The sequence below is a fragment of the Myxococcus sp. CA039A genome (genome assembly GCF_013336645.1).
Lineage (GTDB): Bacteria > Myxococcota > Myxococcia > Myxococcales > Myxococcaceae > Myxococcus > Myxococcus llanfairpwllgwyngyllgogerychwyrndrobwllllantysiliogogogochensis.
Genome location: NZ_JABUMQ010000082.1, coordinates 16,845 through 35,507, shown reverse-complemented (window position 1 = coordinate 35,507; position 18,663 = coordinate 16,845). Strand labels below are relative to the sequence as shown.

19 protein-coding genes are annotated in these 18,663 nt (G+C 69.1%); 7 read left to right on the top strand and 12 right to left on the bottom strand.

Annotated features, from left to right (window positions below):
* The 3 genes from HR086_RS15940 to HR086_RS15930 all read left to right on the top strand — a co-directional run.
* Positions 1–1,628: chloride channel protein (locus HR086_RS15940; RefSeq protein ID WP_174466040.1), on the top strand; the 1,628-nt coding region annotated here is incomplete at its 5' end.
* A gap of 15 nt (positions 1,629–1,643) precedes the next feature.
* Positions 1,644–1,961, top strand: a complete 318-nt coding sequence (locus HR086_RS15935) for a hypothetical protein (protein WP_373564309.1) — start codon at positions 1,644–1,646, stop codon at positions 1,959–1,961.
* 382 nt (positions 1,962–2,343) lie between these two features.
* A complete protein-coding gene (locus HR086_RS15930) occupies positions 2,344–5,187 on the top strand; it encodes an Ig-like domain-containing protein (protein ID WP_174466039.1) in 2,844 nt (947 codons plus the stop codon).
* A gap of 108 nt (positions 5,188–5,295) precedes the next feature.
* Here the strand turns inward: HR086_RS15930 and HR086_RS15925 are convergent, their stop codons facing one another.
* Together HR086_RS15925 and HR086_RS15920 are read right to left on the bottom strand one after the other, a co-directional pair.
* Positions 5,296–5,775, bottom strand: a complete 480-nt coding sequence (locus tag HR086_RS15925) for a cupin domain-containing protein (protein ID WP_174466038.1) — start codon at positions 5,773–5,775, stop codon at positions 5,296–5,298.
* Between the two features lie 19 nt (positions 5,776–5,794).
* Entirely contained in the window at positions 5,795–6,289 is a 495-nt protein-coding gene (locus HR086_RS15920; RefSeq protein WP_174466037.1) for a hypothetical protein, read from the bottom strand.
* Between the two features lie 453 nt (positions 6,290–6,742).
* On the opposite strand from HR086_RS15920, the gene HR086_RS15915 reads away from it, so the two are divergent.
* Complete coding sequence (locus tag HR086_RS15915) at positions 6,743–8,020, top strand: serine/threonine-protein kinase (protein WP_174466036.1); 1,278 nt, start codon at positions 6,743–6,745, stop codon at positions 8,018–8,020.
* A 136-nt stretch (positions 8,021–8,156) separates the two neighbouring features.
* Here HR086_RS15915 and HR086_RS15910 read toward each other — a convergent pair whose 3' ends face one another.
* Positions 8,157–8,537: a helix-turn-helix domain-containing protein gene (locus HR086_RS15910; protein ID WP_141642466.1), complete on the bottom strand. Its 381-nt coding sequence runs from the start codon at positions 8,535–8,537 to the stop codon at positions 8,157–8,159.
* A gap of 161 nt (positions 8,538–8,698) precedes the next feature.
* Positions 8,699–9,226, bottom strand: a complete 528-nt coding sequence (locus HR086_RS15905) for a hypothetical protein (RefSeq protein WP_141642465.1) — start codon at positions 9,224–9,226, stop codon at positions 8,699–8,701.
* 353 nt (positions 9,227–9,579) lie between these two features.
* Between HR086_RS15905 and HR086_RS15900 the strand changes: the two genes are divergently transcribed.
* Entirely contained in the window at positions 9,580–9,849 is a 270-nt protein-coding gene (locus HR086_RS15900) for a hypothetical protein (RefSeq protein ID WP_254625175.1), read from the top strand.
* 18 nt (positions 9,850–9,867) lie between these two features.
* Here HR086_RS15900 and HR086_RS15895 read toward each other — a convergent pair whose 3' ends face one another.
* Positions 9,868–10,257 (bottom strand): response regulator transcription factor, encoded by a 390-nt coding sequence (locus HR086_RS15895; RefSeq protein WP_141642464.1) that lies wholly within the window; start codon positions 10,255–10,257, stop codon positions 9,868–9,870.
* A 296-nt stretch (positions 10,258–10,553) separates the two neighbouring features.
* Between HR086_RS15895 and egtB the strand changes: the two genes are divergently transcribed.
* Both egtB and egtD read left to right on the top strand, forming a co-directional pair.
* Positions 10,554–11,900 carry an ergothioneine biosynthesis protein EgtB gene (egtB, locus tag HR086_RS15890; protein ID WP_141642463.1) on the top strand — a complete coding sequence of 449 codons (1,347 nt, stop codon included), beginning with the start codon at positions 10,554–10,556 and terminating at the stop codon, positions 11,898–11,900.
* Positions 11,901–11,904: 4 nt separating this feature from the next.
* The gene (gene egtD, locus HR086_RS15885; protein WP_174466035.1) at positions 11,905–12,933 is read left to right on the top strand and encodes an L-histidine N(alpha)-methyltransferase; all 1,029 of its coding nucleotides are present in this window, start codon (positions 11,905–11,907) and stop codon (positions 12,931–12,933) included.
* Positions 12,934–12,997: 64 nt separating this feature from the next.
* On the opposite strand, the gene HR086_RS15880 is transcribed toward egtD, so the two are convergent.
* The 7 genes from HR086_RS15880 to HR086_RS49215 all read right to left on the bottom strand — a co-directional run bounded on the left by HR086_RS15880 (position 12,998) and on the right by HR086_RS49215 (position 17,880).
* Positions 12,998–13,183, bottom strand: coding sequence for a hypothetical protein (locus HR086_RS15880; RefSeq protein ID WP_174456120.1), 186 nt, complete (start codon positions 13,181–13,183; stop codon positions 12,998–13,000).
* A 266-nt stretch (positions 13,184–13,449) separates the two neighbouring features.
* Positions 13,450–13,917: a CoA-binding protein gene (locus tag HR086_RS15875; protein ID WP_174466034.1), complete on the bottom strand. Its 468-nt coding sequence runs from the start codon at positions 13,915–13,917 to the stop codon at positions 13,450–13,452.
* Positions 13,918–14,135: 218 nt separating this feature from the next.
* Positions 14,136–14,684 carry a hypothetical protein gene (locus HR086_RS15870; protein WP_141642459.1) on the bottom strand — a complete coding sequence of 183 codons (549 nt, stop codon included), beginning with the start codon at positions 14,682–14,684 and terminating at the stop codon, positions 14,136–14,138.
* Position 14,685: 1 nt separating this feature from the next.
* On the bottom strand, positions 14,686–15,144 hold the full coding sequence (bacM, locus tag HR086_RS15865; RefSeq protein WP_141642458.1) for a bactofilin BacM: 459 nt from the start codon (positions 15,142–15,144) through the stop codon (positions 14,686–14,688).
* A 3-nt stretch (positions 15,145–15,147) separates the two neighbouring features.
* Complete coding sequence (locus tag HR086_RS15860) at positions 15,148–16,038, bottom strand: ParB/RepB/Spo0J family partition protein (protein ID WP_141642457.1); 891 nt, start codon at positions 16,036–16,038, stop codon at positions 15,148–15,150.
* Positions 16,039–16,105: 67 nt separating this feature from the next.
* Positions 16,106–16,897 (bottom strand): ParA family protein, encoded by a 792-nt coding sequence (locus HR086_RS15855; RefSeq protein WP_141642456.1) that lies wholly within the window; start codon positions 16,895–16,897, stop codon positions 16,106–16,108.
* An 851-nt stretch (positions 16,898–17,748) separates the two neighbouring features.
* The gene (locus HR086_RS49215) at positions 17,749–17,880 is read right to left on the bottom strand and encodes a hypothetical protein (RefSeq protein ID WP_256433640.1); all 132 of its coding nucleotides are present in this window, start codon (positions 17,878–17,880) and stop codon (positions 17,749–17,751) included.
* Positions 17,881–18,663 lie beyond the last annotated feature (783 nt).

Genomic DNA, 18,663 nt, shown 5'->3' with positions numbered 1-18,663 from the left:
TCGCGGGGCTGGGCGCGGTGGGGTTGCTCAAGGTGCTGCGCTTCACCCAGGAGCTCTTCTGGCGGAGCGCATCGGAGGACTTCCTGTCCGGAGTCGCGGCGGCGCCCACGTGGCGGCGACTGCTCATCCCTGTGCTGGGCGGGGCGCTGGTGACGTTGTTGTCGCTCGTCGTCGGTCAGCCGCTGCGGGGCCACGGCACCGCGGGCATCATCGAGTCCATCTGGGTGCGCTCGGGACGACTGCCCCTGCCGCGCGCGCTGTTGCGCGGGTTCGTCTCCATCCTCGCCGTGGCCATGGGTGCGCCCCTGGGCCGTGAGGGCGCGCTGCTGTCCACGGGCGCGGCGAGCGGCTCGTCGCTCGCCCGGTGGCTCCGGTTGGGTCCGGGACAGGCTCGCCTGCTGGTGGCGTGCGGGGCTTCGGCCGGCATGGCGTCCGCGTACAACGTGCCCATCGGCGCGGCCCTCTTCGGGCTGGAGGTGCTGCTGGGCAGCTTCGCGCTGGAGCTGTTCGGCCCCATCGTCGTCTCCTGCGTGGTGGCCACGCTCGTCTCGCGCCTGCTCATCGCGGACCACCCCAGCTACGTCATCCCCGACTATGCGCTCCTGCACCCGCGCGAGCTGCTCCTGGCGGTGGTGCTCGGCGCGGTGCTCGGCGTCGCCTCCGCGTTCTACGTGCGGGGCGTCAACGTGATGTCGGATTTGCTGGACCGCGCCGCGTCGTGGCTCGCGCCGTTCCTGCCGCTGCTGGCGATGACGTTCGTGGGAATCACAGCGGTGTGGCTGCCCCAGTTGCTGGGGAACGGCTACGACGCGGTGAACTCGGCGCTGCTGGGGCGACTGCCCTTCGCCCTGCTGCTCGTGCTGCCCCTGGCGAAGCTCGCGCTGACGTCGCTGTGCGCGGGCGCGGGGGTGCCGGGCGGACTCTTCACGCCGTCGCTGTTCTACGGCGCGCTGCTGGGCGGCGCCTTCGGGATGATGGCCGAGCGGCTGCTTCCCGGCGGTGCCCCCAGTGGGGCGTATGCGCTGCTGGGCATGGGAGCGGTGCTCGCGGGGACGACGCATGCGTCGGTGTCCGCGGTGCTGCTCATCTTCGAGATGACCGGTGACTACCCGCTGGTGTTGCCGCTGATGCTCAGCGCGGTGGTGGCCGCCGCCGTCAGCCGGCGACTGGAGCCCGAGTCGCTCTACACGTCCGTGCTCAACCGTCGCAACGTGCGCATGCCGGCCACCATCCCCCATTGGCTGCGACAGGAGGGCGCGCGGGCGTTGCTGAAGCCCGTGAGCCAACGCGTATCGCCCTCGGCGCCGTTCCAGGAAGTGGTCGCGTTGCTGCTGGAAGCGCCCGCGGGGGAGGACCTCTACGTCACGGATGAAGAGGGCCGGTACCGGGGCATGCTGGTGCTGGATGCGCTCAAGGGGCATGTGCCGGACCACGCGCTGCTCCAGGCGACCATCGCCGAGGACGTCATGGACACGCAGGTGCAGCCCATCACCCCCGAGCTGTCGCTGGGAGAGGTGGCCTCCCGGTTCGCACGGACGGCGCTCGAGCGGCTGCCCGTGGTGGACGGTGGCCGTCGGCTGCTCGGAACCATCTCCAAGAGAGACGTGTTGAGCCAGGGTACTTTCTGAGGTCGAGGGCCCCCCGTGGACGAGCCAAAGGGACTGCGCGGACCCGCACGCGCGTGGAGCATCGTCTTGATGTCCCTGCTGTGCATCGTGCTGGGCACCGTGTTGCTGCGCGAGCCCACGCCCGCCGCGCCCCGGAGCACACCTCGCATCGAGGAGCCCACCGAGGCACCGCCCCCGCTCACGCCCGAGGAGCGCCGCTCCATGTACCGCGCATGGCCCATGTTCGAGGGCTGGCCACTGCCCCAGCTTCCGGCCGGCGACCTGGAGCCGGAGCAGCCGTCGCGGCCCACGCCACGTGAGGACGAGTCACCCGCTCGAAAGACCGGGGAATGACGGAGCCTCGCGAGCCGAAGCGAAAGCCGCTCCAACTCCGCGCGAGGGAGAAGCAGCTCGCCCGCTCTCCGACCCTGGCGCCGAGCCCAGGGCCTGGGGCTCGTTTCACAATGACTGTCATTCGGGATTCCACGGACTCGATGACACGACTCGTGGATTCCTCTCTCCAGCCCCGGCGCTGACACTCCTTCCTGTTTTCAGACATGCGTCATCCACGCTCTGAGCACGGCGCGACTTCACGTTCCGCCCTCTCGCGCGGAGGGGCGCGGACACTCGTGTGGCTTTGTTTGTGATGAGGCCCGCACGCGCGATGATTCATCTCAGGCGCCAAGGCACCTGGGCGTGAAACACGCGCGGTCCGGCCCATGGGTACACACGTCCGATGCTCTTCCGCGCGCTCTCGCTTCGTCCTGTCTCGTCCGCCTCGCTGGGGCTCGTGCTCATGCTGCTGTTGTCCGTCACGTCGGCGCGCGCGGCCACCAACGCGGAGGCGGCGCAGAAGGCGCTCGACTTCGTCAGCGCGGACGCGGTGGGGTGGTCGGGCATCTTCGGCTGCACCGCCTGTCACCGGCATGGCGCGGCCCTCTACGGCCTGGCCCACGCGGGCGCCTCTGGCTTCGACCTGGAGGCCGTCACGCGCAACGGCCGCACCAACCGCGAGAACATGGAGACGATGGCGCGGGACCTCCAGGCGCAGCAGGAGCCCGACGGCTCGTGGATTCACGAGCGCATCCACTACCGCAACGCGCGCTCCAGCTACTCGGCCTTCGGGCTCGCCGGCTACGACGCGAAGGTGGGCACGCGCTACACGGAGGCGCTGGTGCGCGCGGCCGACTGGGCGGTGAGCACCCAGGAGCTGAGTGGCCGGTGGGTGGAGGACTTCCCCTTCGAGCCCGTGGGTGCCTCCAACATGGGCATCACCGCGCGGCTGATGACCGCCGTGGCCCAGGCTCGCGAGCGCGTGGACCCGGCCAGGGCCGCGCGCTACCAGGAGTCGCTGCAACGCGCCGCCGCGTACATCCGCGCGCACCTGGACGACATGACCGACGGGCCGCTGGAGGACAGCCAGCGCTACACGTTCCAGGTGGCCTGGGCCGCCGTGGGCATGAAGGTCGCCGGCCCTGGTGAGCAGGGCGAGAACACCGCCGCGCTCGACTCGCTGGCCTCGCGACTGCTCGCGACGCGGGCCCTCGGTGATGCACCGGGCTGGGGCAACCTGGACGGCGCACCCGCGGACGAGACGTCCACCAGTCTGGCGCTGTACGCGCTGTGCCTCGCGGGTCGCAAGCCGGGCGCGGATGGACGGATGACCCAGGCGCTCGACTGGCTCAAGTCGCGACAGGCCGAGGACGGGAGCTGGGGCGTGGGCACGCGCTATCCGGACATCCCCACCACCTTCGGCGCGCTCGCGCTCGCGTGCTTCGGGGACTACAGCGTCAGCGTCGCCGTGGACGGCGCTCCGAGCAGGCCGCTGGAGCAGGACCTGCCGCGAGTCCAGAGCGCCACGTACACGCTCACCGTGCGCAACCATGGCTACAAGGCGGACACGTACACGCTCGACACGCAGGGTGGACTGACGGGGTGGACGGCGACGATTGCCCCCACCACGTTGGAGCTGGGCCCCGACGCCGAGGCCACCGTCACGCTCACCGTGTCCGCGCCTCCGGGGCTCGCGCCGTCCCTCTCGTCGGGCGTCATGGTGGTGGCCGCGTCGGACAGCACGCACGGCGTGAAGGGCTCCGTGCTCGTCACCACGTACACGAATCCGCCGCCGCCCACCCAGGGCCTGCCGACCACCACCACCGTGGAGTCACCCGTGGACGGACAGCTCACGGTGGCGCTGGACAACGTGCTCTCCGCGCGAGTGACGGGTGAGGACGGCTGGGAGGCGCGAGGCCCGGGTCTGGGTGTGGTGACGTTCATGGTGGCGGGTGTCACCGTGGGCGCGGACAACGACGCGGATGGGGACGGCGTGTACTCGCTCGTGTGGCGACCGCGTGCGACGTGGGACGTGCTGGGGGCCTCGGATGTGCGCGCGGTGTACTCGGGCGTGACGCTCCAGCCGATGCGGGACAACCGACTGGGCAGCTCCTCCTCGCGCGCGGTGGAGATTCTGCCGTCGCCCTATCCGAGGCCCTCGGTGACGCTGTGCGGACTGCCTGGCTTCACGAGTGATACCTCCGTGGGCGTGTGTGGCTTCGTGACGGCCCTGGCCCCGGGTGCCTCCATCGAGTCCGTGGCCTTCCTCCTCCATGGCGAGCGCTACCCGGTGGTGCCGGACTTCAGCGGCGGCTTCGTGTGGACCGAGCTTCCGTTGCGCGACGGAGCGAACGTCATCCGGCTGGTCGCCATGGACACGCTGGGCGGACAGGCGAGCCAGGAGGCAACGGTGATGGTGGATGCCACCGCGCCCGAAATCACGGTGCTCTCGCCCGAGGAGGACTCGACGCTGGCGGACGGACAGGTGGAGGTCCGCGTGGTGGTGCGTGATTGGTCGCCGGTGCGCGTGGAGACGAACTGGATTCACGTCACGGACCTTCCCGCGGGCGGTGGCGCGGTGACGCACACGGTGGGGCTCGCTCAGGGGGCGAATGACGTCCTGATTCGCGCGACGGACGCGGTGGGCCATGTCACCGAGCGCGTGGTGCGCGTCTGGGTGGATGCGCAGGCCCCTTGGGTGGCCACGGGACTTCCGGACGGGTGGCTCGTGGGGCCGCAGCCCGATGACGTCCTGGCCTACGACCTCGGCGTGTACGCGGAGTCGGCGACCCGGGTGGAGGTGAGCCCCGGCGGAGGCAGGTACTCGCTGCCGCGCGGGGGTGGCGGAGTGCAGGCGCTGCTGCCCCTGAGGCCGGGTGACAACGTGTTCACGCTGACCGTGACGAACGAGGCGGGCCTGCGCACGACGCTCACTCGCACGGTGCGCTACGACAACGCGCCTCCCGTGGCGGAGCTGCTGATTCCCCAGGCGGAGGGGACGTACAGCGGCGTGGTGACGTTGACGGCGCGCGTGACGGACGCGGTCAGCGGCGTGCGGAGCGTGGCCTTCACACGAGACGGCTCGGGCATTCGCGGCGCGACGCTGAACGCGGAGGGCCTGTGGACCGCGGAGTTGGACACGCGCGAGCTGATGGACGGCGCGCACACCGTGGAGGTCTGGCTGGAGGACCCCGCGGGGAACTTCGCCCTCCAGACGTTCCCCTTCTTCACGCACAACGCGCCGTAGCGCACGAGCACACGGCTAACCCGCTTCAGGTATGTCAGTTAACCGCGCTCGGAGTGGGGCGAATGACCTCTCCGAGGGGGCTGCCTTAACGGACTATGCTGAAGCGGGTTAGGGACGGGTCCGAGACAGCCGGCGCATCAGTTCCGAATGCGCGGGGTGCTCGGACACCATCGACTCCGGGGTCGGCATCTCCCAGTCGGAGAAGTCGAAGCCCGGGGCCACCGTGCAGCCCACCAGCGAGTACGCGCCCCGAGACTCCCCTGCCTGCAACACGCCCGCGGGGACGACGACTTGAGGCTGCTCGCCCTTCGTCACGTCGCGCCCCAGCACCACTGTCTCCAGCCGTCCGTCCGCGCCCACGAGGTACAGCGCGAGCGGCGCTCCTTCGTAGAAGTGCCACACCTCGTCGGAGGTGACGGTGTGCCATGCGGCGAAGGTGTCCTGCGTCAGCAGGTAGTAGATGGCCGTGCCCGCGGAGCGAATCCCCCGAGGGGTCTCCACCTTCAGCGCCGCGCGGTACGTCTCCTTGTAGAAACCACCCTCGGGATGCGGCACGAGGCCCAGCCCGCGAATCAGCTCGTCGACCATGGGCGCAGTCTACGCGCCGTCAGCGAGGCAGCGGGGTGGCGACGTAGTCCGTCCCGTTGGCCGCGTGGCATCCATGACAGGTGTCGTGTCCCCGTCCGTAGTAGTTGTCGTCGTAGTCCGGCCCGAAGCCCTCGTAGAAGACCCAGGTGTTCTTGCCCGAGCCCTCGGACACCTTCACGTCGAGCGCGTACCCTCGCACCGTCTTCCCGTCCGACTCGAAGAGTTCCTTCACCGTGATGCTGCCCACCGGGTGCGTGGGGTTCCCCGCCTCCATCGACTGCGCCAGCATCGGGTTGAAGAACACGCGGACCTTGTCCCCGTGGGAGTTCACGGACTTGCGCGGCGCGGGCTCGGCGAGCCACTCTCGGTAGAGCCCCTGCCGCACGAAGGCGGTGATGCCCGCCTCCGACGTGTCCAGTTCCCCGACCACGCCCAGCCCTTCATCCACGGAGGAGGACGGACCACAGGCGGTCAGCAGCAGGAGCACGGCGCACGGCGCGAAGCACAGTCGCACAGGGGGACCTCGTCACGTGATGGCGGGCCATGGGCCCACCCGATGGGTGTCGTTCCCCGCTACGTCGGCGCGCGTCCCGTGGTTACAGCCCGGAGGTGCATGGATTCCAGGAGGGTCCTCCGTCCCCCAAGCGCGAGACCCTACCTGTTCCATCTTCCAACGTGGGGCCACCCTGTTAGGTTGTAACCCAGGAGGTCGTCACCCATTGTTCCAACCCAACCCCCGGGTCCTGTCGATGATTGCCCCCTTCTCCCGCCTCGCGTGCCCTCACCTGGAACGGTCGATGCGTCCGCTGTGCGACGCGTCCGCCAGGAGGACTCTCGCGAGGCACGGATGCACCCACGAGCACACCGCGTCGAGGGATGACGTGGACGCGTCCCTCCCGAGGCCCGGATGGAGCGCGGGGTCCAGGCGTCTCGGACGCGCCACCGTCACGGTGCTCCGGGGGACGCCATGATGACGGGCCATCCGCTCGCGCTGCGTCCGGGGATGAAGGTGGGTCCCTGGCGTGTCCTCGCTCGGCTGGGTCAGGGTTCCTTCGGCGCGGTGTTCCAGGTGGAGCACGGCGGGCGACTGCATGCGCTCAAGTTCGCGCTGCGCGGGCCGGGCAGTGACGACCTGGACCGCACGGACGCGCGGGCCATCCGGGAGCTGGCGTGTCTGCTCCATGCCGTGCACCCCCATGTCGTGCGCGTCTGGGCCCACGGGCGCTGGCCAGATGCGCGGACGGGCTACCACTACGTCGTCCTCGACTACGTGGAGGGCGCCACGCTGGCCGCCTGGGTGAAGCGCGAGGCCCCCTCCGCGCGCCGCGTGGCGCGCCTGTTCTCCCGACTCGCCCTGACGCTCCAGGAACTCCACGCGCGCAGCGTCTTCCACCGCGACCTCAAGCCGTCCAACATCCTGGTGCGCGCCATCGATGACTCCCCGGTCCTGGTGGACTTCGGCAGCGCGAACCACGCCGAGTCCCTGCCACTCACCGAAGGTCCCCTCCCTCCAGGCACGCCCCAGTACCGCAGCCCGGAAGCCCTGCGCTTCCACCGCGAGCACCACTCCCAGAAGAGCGCTCGCTATGCCTTCCGCGCCACGGATGACCTCTACGCCCTGGGCGTGACGCTCCACGAGATGCTCACGGGAACACCCGCCTTCTCGCTCACGCTCCCACGCGAGGTGCTGGCCGAGCACATCGAGACGCGCATGCCGCCACCGGCCTCCACGCTGAACGAGCACGTCCCCCTCGCACTGGAGGCCATCACCCAGCGGCTGCTCCGCAAGCGCCCCGAAGAACGGTTCCCGGATGGCGGCGCGTTGCACGATGCGCTCGAAACGGCGCTGCGCGCGGCGACGCTCGACTGGGACAGGCCCCTGTTCTCGCGGCCACCTCCCGAGAAGAACGCGACGGACTCGCGACGCGCCTCTCGTGACTCCTCCACCCTGGGCCCCTGGCCCACACCCCTGATCCACAGGCCCCCGAGGAGACCAACGCCTCCAGGGGGCTCCCGTTCCCAGGCGAGGCCCACGTCCTCATCCGGAGGAGGCGCACGGGCACATCCCCGCAAGGCACGCCGAGAACTCCGCATCACGCTGAGCCCCTGGATGGTGGGCGCGTGGGTCGTGTTGATCCTCCTGCTGGGGTGGGCGCTCTCGGCCCTGCGCTGCGCACCGGAGGCCGCCCTCTCTGGGACGATGGGCCCCGACGAGGTGCTCGTGGCATCACCCGCCCCGAGGTGAGTCACCCCAGCGGGCACGTCGGTGGATCCTCCGCACGAACCGGTCGGATCCACACGGACTCCAGCGGACCTCCGAACCTCGGGGCCCGCGAGCCCACGACACAGCCCCCGCGCTCACGGCGCCGGGGCCCGGTGCCTCACTTCTTCTTCTGCTGCATCGCCGAGGCGACCAGGTTCATCAGCTTGAGCTGCACCGGGGACAGCTTGCGCAGGTTGCGCATCAGCCGCCGCATCTCCGGCGTGTCATCCTCGCGAGACTTGCTGCCCGCCTTGTCCTTCGCGGGCGGCGGCGCGGCCAGGTCATCACCCAACCCCAGCAGTTGGTGGGGCGGCACATTCAGCACCACGCACAGTCGCCGCAGGTTCTGCACGCTGGGGAGCATGTGACCTCGCTCCAGGCGGCCGTACACCTCCGACGCCATCCCAATCCGCTCCGCCACATCGGCCTGCGTCAGGCCCATCCGCACCCGGGCAGCCCTCGCCGCCGCGCCCAGCATGCTCGCCAGTTCTGTGTCCATGCGTGTGTCAGTCGTCCACGAAAGGAGGGCCCCGCTCCAGGCGCCTCGGAAGCCCCTAGATAACCCTGAAGGTCGGGTACTTTCACCATACCTTCAGCGTTTTTTCAAACGCGCGCCACGCCTCGCGCGCGCCTCTCGCGGCCTCCCGCTTCACTCGCACGTCACGGTGATGAAGACGCGCTCTCCGCCACGTCCATCAGCGCGCGGCGTCGCTCCGCCGCGGTGAAGAGCAACGCCAACGGCAACCCGAGGAACACGGCGTGCAACACGATTTGGGGGAACTGCGGCACGTCGAGGAACCACGGGTAGTAGCCCCGCGCGATGAACTGGAAGTCCACCAGCCACACCGCGATGCCGAACAACATTCCCACCGCGGCCTGGAACTCCCAGCGTCCCCGTCCATCCACCGGAAGCATGGCGTCGAGGAACGAATAGAACACGCCCACCAGCGCGGACACCGCCAGGTGGAGGCCCACGCCCACCAGCACCATCGTCCCCATGGGGAAGCCTTCGCCAAAGACTCGAGGCCCCAGCACCATGCCCGCGGACATGCGCACCGGCCGCATGGGACTGTCACCCGCGGCCAGGGCCATCACCACCTCCGCCAACCCCAACACCACGCCCGCGATGACGCCGAACAGCAGCCCGTTCGTGGCAGACCAGGGGGTGTATCTGCGCCGTGCCGCCATGGCTTCTCCTTGTCCGGGGCCACGTGCCTCCCCGTGTGTCGAAACGTGAGCACGCGGGCCGCGAGCGGGCAGCCAGGGCACGACGACGGCTCGGGGTGCCGCCTCCCCCCCGGCCACCCGGGCGGGCTCGTCCTCTTCTCGGGCGAGGGCACGGCGAGGCTGATCCCCCGCCCTCCTTCCGAGCGGAGGACCCCTCGTCACCTGTCGTTTCTTCCGGCCTCTTTTGCTTCCTCCTGTAACTCCTTCAGCTTCGAACCATCTCCCCCGCACCCAGAGGGGAAGAACGGGGTGGATCCGCGCGGGCACGGGATTGGCAAGGGAGTCCCCCTGGAAAGGAACGTCGACGCCAGGACATGCCGCAGCTCCGCCAACGCCCACCCGGACCGCACCGCATCCACTACTCGCCCCAGGCGTGGCGAGAGGTGGGGCGTATGAGCGCGGAGGCCTTCGGGGCGCTGCAGGGCGCGCTGGAGCGGCTGGGGGACACCACGGTGCGGGGTCCGCTGCCCGAAGGCGGCGGCCTGGGTCGACACGTGCTGGCGCACCATGGGCTCGTCCTGGGCTACTCGTGGGACGAGCGCTCGCGCACGCTGACGTTGCTCTCGCTGGAGCGTGAGCCGTGAGCACCGGCCCCCCGCCACTCAGGCGGCGATGGGCAACATGCTGCGCACCGCCTCCAGCAGCTCCTCCACGGAGAAGGGCTTGCGCAGGAGCGCATTGGCGCCGGGTGGAATGTCGGTGGTGACGGCGGTGAGCACCATCACCGGAACGTTTCGCAACCGGGGGATGGTCTGCCGCCGCGCGAGGAACTCATGCCCGTTCATCTCCGGCATCATCAAGTCCAGCAGGATGAGCCGGGGCACGTAGCGCACGTCGGAGAGCTCCTCCATCGCCTCGCGCCCATTGGTCGCGATGGTGACGTCGTAGCCCTCGCTCTCCAGAATCTCCGCGATGGCGGCACGGATGTCGTCCTCGTCCTCCACGACGAGCACGGAGCTGTGCTTCGCGACGCTGGCCATGGTGGACAGCATAGAGGTCCCCTCCCCCTCACGGCGACCCTGGGGGCGAGTCTACGCGGCGAAAGTGGACAGAATCGTGCGCCCGCGCGTCGGGCGCCACGCATCCTGACGGGGAGGACGGGCTCGCTCACGACGCGCGGGAAACACGCGAGGCGCGAGGCGATGTCACGGGTGGAGTGCCAGCGAGGTGTCGCAGCATCGGCCAGGTCGGCCGCCCCCCACGGAAACGTACATTCCCGCACGGGGACCTGCGGCCGAGGGGCCCGGGACTTACCCTCACGCCGTTCCACGCCCTAGCTTGAGGCGCCATGTCCCGCACGACGGACAGCTCGACGACACGACAGCCAGGCAGTGCACCGGGAAGGGCTTGGAAGGCGCGGGCCTGGGCCGAGCTGGAGGCCGCACGCGCCCGCGTGCTGCGCATGCTCGCCGGACTTCCGGAGCACGTGCTGATGAACCAGCACTCGCCGTTGATGTCACCGCTCATCTGGGACGTCGCGCACGTCGCCAACTACGAGGAGCAGTGGCTGCTGCGAGCGCTCGGCGCACCGGCGCTGACGGACCCGGCCTTCGACGCCATCTACGACGCCTTCCAGCACCCCCGGAACACGCGCGCCCTGTTGCCGCTGCTGTCCCCTGAGTCCGCGTTCGCCTACGCCGCGCGCGTGCGTCAAGCCGTGCGCGCGCACCTGTCGGACCACGTGCCCGAGGACAGCGAGGCGCCGCTGCTGGTGGGCGGGTACGTCTTCGGCATGGTGGCACAGCACGAGCAGCAGCACGCGGAGACGCTCGCCGCCACGCTCCAGTTGATGACGGACGTGGAGTACCGCATCAGCTCGCCGCGTCCGCATCCGAGCCCCGTTCCCATCACCCGCCAGCCCGTCTTCATCCCCGGCGGCACGGTGCGCCTGGGCAGCGAGTCACCGTGGGCGTACGACAACGAGCGGCCCGCGCACGCGCGCGAGGTCGCGCCCTTCCTCATGGATGCGCACCCCGTCACCAACGGGGACTACGTCGCCTTCGTCGAATCGGGGGGCTACGACGACGCGCGCTGGTGGCATCCCAAGGGCTGGGACTTCGTGCGCGCGGAGCAACTGCGCCACCCACAGTTCTGGCTGCCCCAGCAAGGAGGACACTGGCTGCGCAGGCGCTTCGGACAGGTGGAGCCGCTGCCCTCGAACGAGCCGGTGCAGCACGTGTGCTGGTACGAAGCGGACGCGTACGCGCGCTGGGCGGGGAAGCGGCTGCCCACGGAAGCCGAATGGGAGACAGCGGCGCGCGGCTCGGACGGCGTCGCGCGCGAGCACCCGTGGGGCGACGACGCGCCCACGCCCGCGCACGCCAACCTGGGCGGTGACGCGTGGGGCCCCGCGCGAGTGGGCAGTCATCCCCAGGGCGTCAGCAGCGAGGGCGTCTGGGGCCTGTTGGGAGATGTCTGGGAATGGACGGCGAGCGACTTCCATCCCTATGCGGGCTTTCGCGCATATCCCTATCGCGAGTACTCGGAGGTGTTCTTCGGCGACGACTACAAGGTGCTTCGAGGCGGGGCCTGGGCGAGCGCGCCCGTGGCGGTACGCAATGGCTTTCGCAACTGGGACTACCCCATCCGGCGGCAGATTTTCGCCGGCTTCCGTTGTGCGTCAGAGGTGAGGTGAATCAATGAGGTCGACAGTGCAGCCGGTGGAGACGACTTCGGGCGAGGGGACGCGGGCCGTCCCCGGGGTGAAGGTGGAGGTGTACGTGAAGCCGGGCGACGCGAAGCGCGCCCTGCGACAGGAAGTGCTCCAGGGGCTGTGCGGCTCGCCCAAGGAGCTGTCACCCCGGTGGCTCTATGACGAGCGGGGCAGCCAGCTCTTCGACGACATCACCCGCCTGCCGGAGTACTACCCCACGCGGCGTGAGCGGGAAATCCTGCTGGCCCATGCAGGAGACGTGGCGAGGCTGAGCGGCGCGACGACGCTCATCGAGCTGGGCAGTGGCACCAGCGAGAAGACGCGCCTGCTCCTGGATGCGATGGAGGAGGCGGGACAGTTGTCGCGCTTCGTTCCCTTCGACGTGAGCGAGGCGTTCCTCCGGCGCGCGGCGGCGTCCCTGGCGCGCGAGTACCCGGGCATCACCGTGCACGCGGTGGTGGGCGACTTCGAGCACCACCTGTCGCGCCTGCCCGGAGGCGGACGGCGACTGGTGGCGTTCCTGGGTGGCACCATCGGCAACCTGAAGCCGGCCGAGCGAGCGCGCTTCCTGCGCGAGCTGTCCTCGGGCCTGCAGCCCGGTGACGGCCTGCTCCTGGGCACCGACCTCATCAAGGACCGCGCGCGGCTGTTCGCCGCATACAACGACAGCGCCGGGGTGACGGCCGAGTTCAACCGCAACGTGCTGCGTGTGCTCAACCGCGAGCTGGGCGCGGACTTCGACCCGGAGGCGTTCGAGCACGTCGCGCCCTTCGACGAGCACAACGCCTGGGTGGAGATGCGCCTGGTGTCGCAGCGCACGCAGTCCGTCTGGCTGTCCTCCCTGAAGCGCCGGGTGGACTTCGCCGAGGGCGAGGTGCTGCGCACGGAGGTGAGCTGCAAGTTCGAGCAGGCACGCGTCGAGGCGGAGCTGGACGCGGCGGGGCTGGGACTGGCGGCGTGGTGGACGGACGGAGCGGGTGACTTCGCCCTGTCCCTCGCGCTCAAGCGCGGCTGAGTTCCAGGGGCTCGGACCTGGGGTCGGGCATCACCCGGCCACCAGGTCCGGCGTCATCCGACGACTAACGTCGGGGGTTGCGACGGGACTGCACGCGCACGGGCACGGGCTGCGGCATGGGCCGAGTCCAGGCAAACCACAGCGCGGCGAGGACGGTGACTGCGAGCCCTCCAGCGGCGAACAGCCGCTCCCCCACGGGGCTGAGGTCCACGGTGGCAAGGTGAAGGGGGAGCATTCCGGTGAAAGACATGCGGGGAACTCCTTGCGGGGCGCTGCGTGGAGGTCCGGAGGATGGGCTGGGGTGTTGACCCACCACGGGCCGGGGGAACGACAAGGTTAGGGACTCGCGAAAGAATCTGGAAGTCCCCGTGCGACGATGGCGACGCGGCGTGCACGGAAGTGCACCCCTCGTCCCAAGCTCGGAGCCATCCGGTTCATCTTCTCATCCATAATCGGATGGACGCCCGGCGCTCGCTGAATGTTCAGCGCCGCGCCACGCCTGCCTGCTCTCGGGCGTCAGACAGGGAGCGCGCCACCAGGTTGGCGCTCCTGGAGCAGCCGCATCAGCTCCACCTTCATGCACCGGTCCTGGACCACGCGGATGCCGGCACGGGCCAGCTTCTCCGCCGCCGCGTCATTGCGGATGCCCAGCTGGAACCACACCGCGCGCGGCTTCTTGGCGAGCAGGTCCGGCACGTGCGCGTCGATGTCCTCCGGGCGACGGAACACCTGCACCAGGTCCACGTCCCCCGGGATGTCCGCCACGGCGGAGTACACGGGCCGGCCGAGGATGGGCTCCTTCTCGCCATGCACCGACACCGGGACGATGTCGTAGCCGTGTTTCTGGAGGAACGCCGGCACCGAGTACGCCGGCTTGTGCGCCTGCGCCTCCGAGCGGATGCCCAGCACCGCCACCCTCCGCGAGTGCTCCAGCACCTGCCTCACGCCCGCGTCGTCCTCGACGAGATTCGCTCTCCAGTCCATGACCACCTCCTGGAGCCAACCTTGCCACGCTCGCTCCCGGTGACGACCCGTCCGACGCCGAAACGGCGGGTTCGTTCCGCGGAAGGCGACTGGACCCTGGAGGTCCAGTGCTCGGGAGCGCGCGCCTCTTCGTGAGCGGGGACATGGGCCGGACCAGGGGCTCGGTGGCTCGCTCGCGGGGCGAGGAGGCACCGGCCCGTCGTCGTGAGGCCGCGCGGCTACTTGGACTGGGAGGACTGGACTTCGATTTCGCGGCACGCCTCGGTGGCCAGCCGGACATCTTCCGGTGAGGCGCCGGGCAGCGTCGCGCAGAGGAACAGGTCGTTGCCCACGCGGCGGGCACCGAAGAGCGCGGGGGCCTGGAGGCCGATGCCACCGTCCGCGAGCTTCGGCGCCATCGTCACGCGCAAGAGCGAGTAGGTGTCCTTGGACTCTTCCTGGTCCAGCGACACCTCGAAGTTCTTCGACTCCTCGCGCACGCGCTCCGCCAGCGCGTCCACGGTGGGCAACTGCTCACCCTGGCCTCGGCGCAGGTCCACTCGAAGCACCGGGCGGCCGGGCGGGCCCGCCTGGAAGCTGTCGTCGGGAGCGACCTGCGCGGACCAACCGTCCGGCAGTGGAACCTTCACACCGGAACGAGGGGTCTGCGCGGCGCCGTCCGGAGAGAGGGCGCCGGAGTCGGCACCCTCGTCCTTGCAGCCCTTGCAACCGGACAGCAGCGACAGCGCCAGCACCAGGGCTGGCGCGATGTGCGCGCGCTGACGCACCTTACTTCTTCGACTCGCCGCCAGGAGGAGGAGGACGCGCCGAGGCGGCGTTGCCACCCAGGTTCTCCATCTTCAGCGTGCCCTCGAAGACGACGCCACGGTCCATGGACAGCGACGGCGTCTCTAGGTTCCCCTTCACGCGGCCCGGAGTCTTGAGCTCGATGATCTGGGTGGCCTTCACGTTGCCTTCGACCTGACCGTTGATGATGACGGTGCCGGCCTGGATTTCGGCATTGACCTTGGCGCCATCCCCAATGACGAGCACGTCCTTGGTGATGATCTGCCCCTGGAACTTGCCGTCGATGCGGACCTGCCCCTCGAAGGTAAGCTTCCCCTCGAACTCGCTTCCCTTGCCCAGAAGCGTATGAACCTCACCAGAGCGCTGCGACACGGATTCCTCCTCCCGCTTGAACAGGGGCTTGCTGGGTGCTTCGTCTTTCTTCCCGCCAAGGAGCGCCACGCGCTACTCCTTCCTGAGCAGCTTCAACAGCCGGTCCAGGTCATCGTAGGAGAAGAAGTCCACCTCGATGGTGCCCTTTCCGGGGCTTCGTTCGGTCAACCGGACCTTCGTCCCCAAACGACGTTGGAGCTCTTCCACCAAGGACTTCACCTGCGGGCTCTGTTTCGGCGGCGTCTTGCCCGCATCCTTCTTGCCGTGGGTGCGACTCTGCTGGACCAGCCGCTCCGTGTCACGCACGGACAGCTTCTTGTCGGCCACTTGCTTGGCCAGGTTTTGCAGCTCGGGCAGGCGGGGGACGCCCAGGAGGGCGCGCGCGTGTCCCATGCTCAACGAGCCGTCCGCCACCATCAGCTTCACGTCCGCGGGCAGCGCGAGCAGGCGCAGCGCGTTGGCCACCGTGGAGCGCTCCTTGCCCACGCGCTGGCTGACCTGCTCCTGCGTGAGGCGGAACTCGTCCGTCAGGCGCTTGTAGCCCTCCGCCTCTTCAATGGGGTTGAGGTCCGCGCGCTGGAGGTTCTCCACGAGGGCCAGCTCGAAGGCCTGGACCTCGGTGACGTCCTTGATGATGGCGGGCACTTCCTTGAGGCCCGCGGCCTGGGAGGCGCGCCACCGGCGCTCGCCGGCGATGAGCTTGTAGCCGCCGTCCCCGTCCTTGCGCACGAGGATGGGCTGGAGGATGCCCTGCGTCTTGATGGACTCGGTGAGCTCCTTGAGCTTCTCCTCGTCGAAGTAGCGCCGGGGCTGGTCCTTGTCCCGGTGGATGGCCTCAATCGGGAGCTTGAGGACGCCAGCCTTGAGGGCGGCCTGTTCGGCGGCCTTGCCGGGAGCGGCCTGGGGGATGAGTGCGGAGAGCCCACGACCGAGGGCGCGCTTCTGCGTGTCTGCTTTCACCAAGTCAGGACTCCAGCGCCGCGAGGAGACTCACGACGGGCATGGGCGACGCAAAGGCTCGCGGGGGGCTTCAGGCGACCCGCCGGCGGGGCGTCTTGGGAGTGTCGCGCTTCATCAGTTCGCGGCCGAGGGCGAGGTAGCTCTCGCAGCCCTTGGACTTGATGTCATAGAGGATGATGGGCTTGCCGAAGGACGGGCACTCGGACAGGCGCACGTTGCGCGGGACGACGACCTGGAAGACCTGTTCCTTGAAGTAGCCGCGCACCTCGTCCACGACCTGGTGGGCGATGTTGGCGCGAGCGTCGAACATGGTGAGGAGGATGCCCTCCATCTTCAGGTCGGGGTTGAGGCCCTGCTTCACCAGGTCGATGGTGTGCGTGAGCTGGGAGAGGCCCTCGAGCGCGTAGTACTCGCACTGCAGCGGGATGAGGACGGAGTCCGCGGCGGACAGGGCGTTGAGGGTGAGCAGGCCGAGCGAGGGCGGGCAGTCGATGATGATGTAGTCGAACTCGGAGGCCAGGGGGCGCAGGGCGTCGCGGAGGCGGAACTCGCGGTTCTCCAGGTTGACGAGTTCGACTTCGGCGCCGGTGAGGTCGGGCGTGGCGGGGACGACCTGGAGGTAGCGCAGCTCGGTCGGGTGGAAGAGCTCCTTCATGGGGCGACCATTGAGGAGCGCGTCGTAGATGGTGCCGTGGAGCTTGTCCTGCTTGAGGCCCAGGCCGCTGCCGGCGTTGCCCTGCGGGTCCATGTCAACCAGGAGCGTGCGGCGCTCGGCGGAGGCGAGGCTCGCGGCGAGGTTGATGGCGGTGGTCGTCTTACCCACGCCACCCTTCTGATTGGAGATGCAGATGATTCGACCCACGAGCCCCATCCTCTCTCTTGCCCGGCGAGAGCCGGGCGCCGTGCGTGATGCGGTGCACGACTGCACGCTGATCCGCTGCTAGCACGCGATTCGGTGTTGGATCAAATTCACGGCGCTCCCAGCGTGACGACTCTTTTCGAGGGCTTCCAAGCAAGCCGGAAGGCCTGATTCCGGAGACTTGGAGCACGGTTTCCTACGTCCAGAACCCGGCCGACCGGGCGTTCGCATCCTGGATTCGGGCGGTGTGGGGAGACTGCTCGGATGCCCTCCTTATAAGGGGGCACGCGGGTGACGGGGGTCGGTGTCACCGCTCAAGTCCGTCCGCTCACGCGTTCCATATGGAACGGGCCTGCTCGACTCGCGACCTCCGTGCACCGTTCAAATGGGTTGGGTGACGTGGAAGCGCTGGGCAATCTCGCCGGACGATGAAGCCCACCCAGGCAGCATCGGAAGTGCCGGTTCGTACCGGCTCGCAACCTTCATCGCATGTCCGCCATGAAGCGCACTGCAGTTGCCCTCCGATGGCGCGCACCCTCCATGCGCTGTCACGAGCCCTCGCGTGAGCCACCTCTTCGCCCGTGACTCGTTCGACATGAAGTGCGCTTCGACTTGTCTTCCGCGGTGGCAGCTGTTCATCGCTGCGCTGTTGGTCGCCTTCGCATGAGCCGGACCACCATGGCGCTCGTCCGTTCAACATGAAGTCGCCTCGGGGTCATCGGAGGTGACGGCTGTTCATCGCTGCGTTGTTGGTCGCCCTCGCGTGAGTCGGCTCACCACGGCGCTTGTCCGTTCAACACGGCACCGTGCGGCAACCCGATGCATTGTCGGAAGCACCAATATGAACCGGGCCGTCACTGCTCATGCCTGTTCGTCATGAGGTGCGGTTCGGCCACCGTCCGATGCGTCATCATCGAGCGCCCTCGCACGGGCAGGTCCGCCATCTCCATCCATCGCTCGTTGGACTTGAGGCATGGGTCGACCACCGTCCGATGCAGCGCTCCTCAATGCTCATCGGCGAGAGCCTGCGCATGAGCGAGCTCGGCACCTCCATCGCGCGTTCGACCTGAGACGTGGGTCGACCACCGTTCAGTTCATTGAGGCGTCATCATCGAGACCTCCGCATGCGCCACTTCGCCACCTCCATCACCCATCCGGTGTGAAGCGCTGCACGACCCCGTCCGATGCGTCACCACCAAGAGCCTCCGCATGAACCGGTTCGCCACCTCCCCCGCTCATCCGGCGTGAGGCACGGCACGCCCTCCAATGCGTCGCCCGTCGAGGTCTCCTCATCGAGAGCCACCGCGCGAGCCGGTTCGCCCACTCCATCACCCAGCCAACGCGAGGTGCGGTTTGGCCACAGCCCCATGTGGCAACCCTCGCGCCTCATCAACGAGCCTCCGCAGGAACGAGTTCGCTACCGCCAGCCGCCGGTCGACGTGAGGTGTGGTTCGACCACCATCCAGTCCGGCGCCCATCGCTGACTCAGCATCGGAAGCCTCCACGTGAGCGCGTTCACCACTCCCAGCACCCGTTCGACGCGAGGTGCAGTTCGGCCACTGGCCGGTGCGGCGCCCATCGCTGACTCATCATCGGAAGCCTCCACATGAGCGCGCTCACGACTCCCGACAGCCGTTCGACGTGAGTAGTGGCGCGACCACCATCCGGTCCAGCGCCCATCGCTGACTCATCATCGGAAGCCTCCACATGAACGAGTTCACTACCTCCAGCACCCGTTCGACATGAGGAGTGGCGCGACCACCATCCGG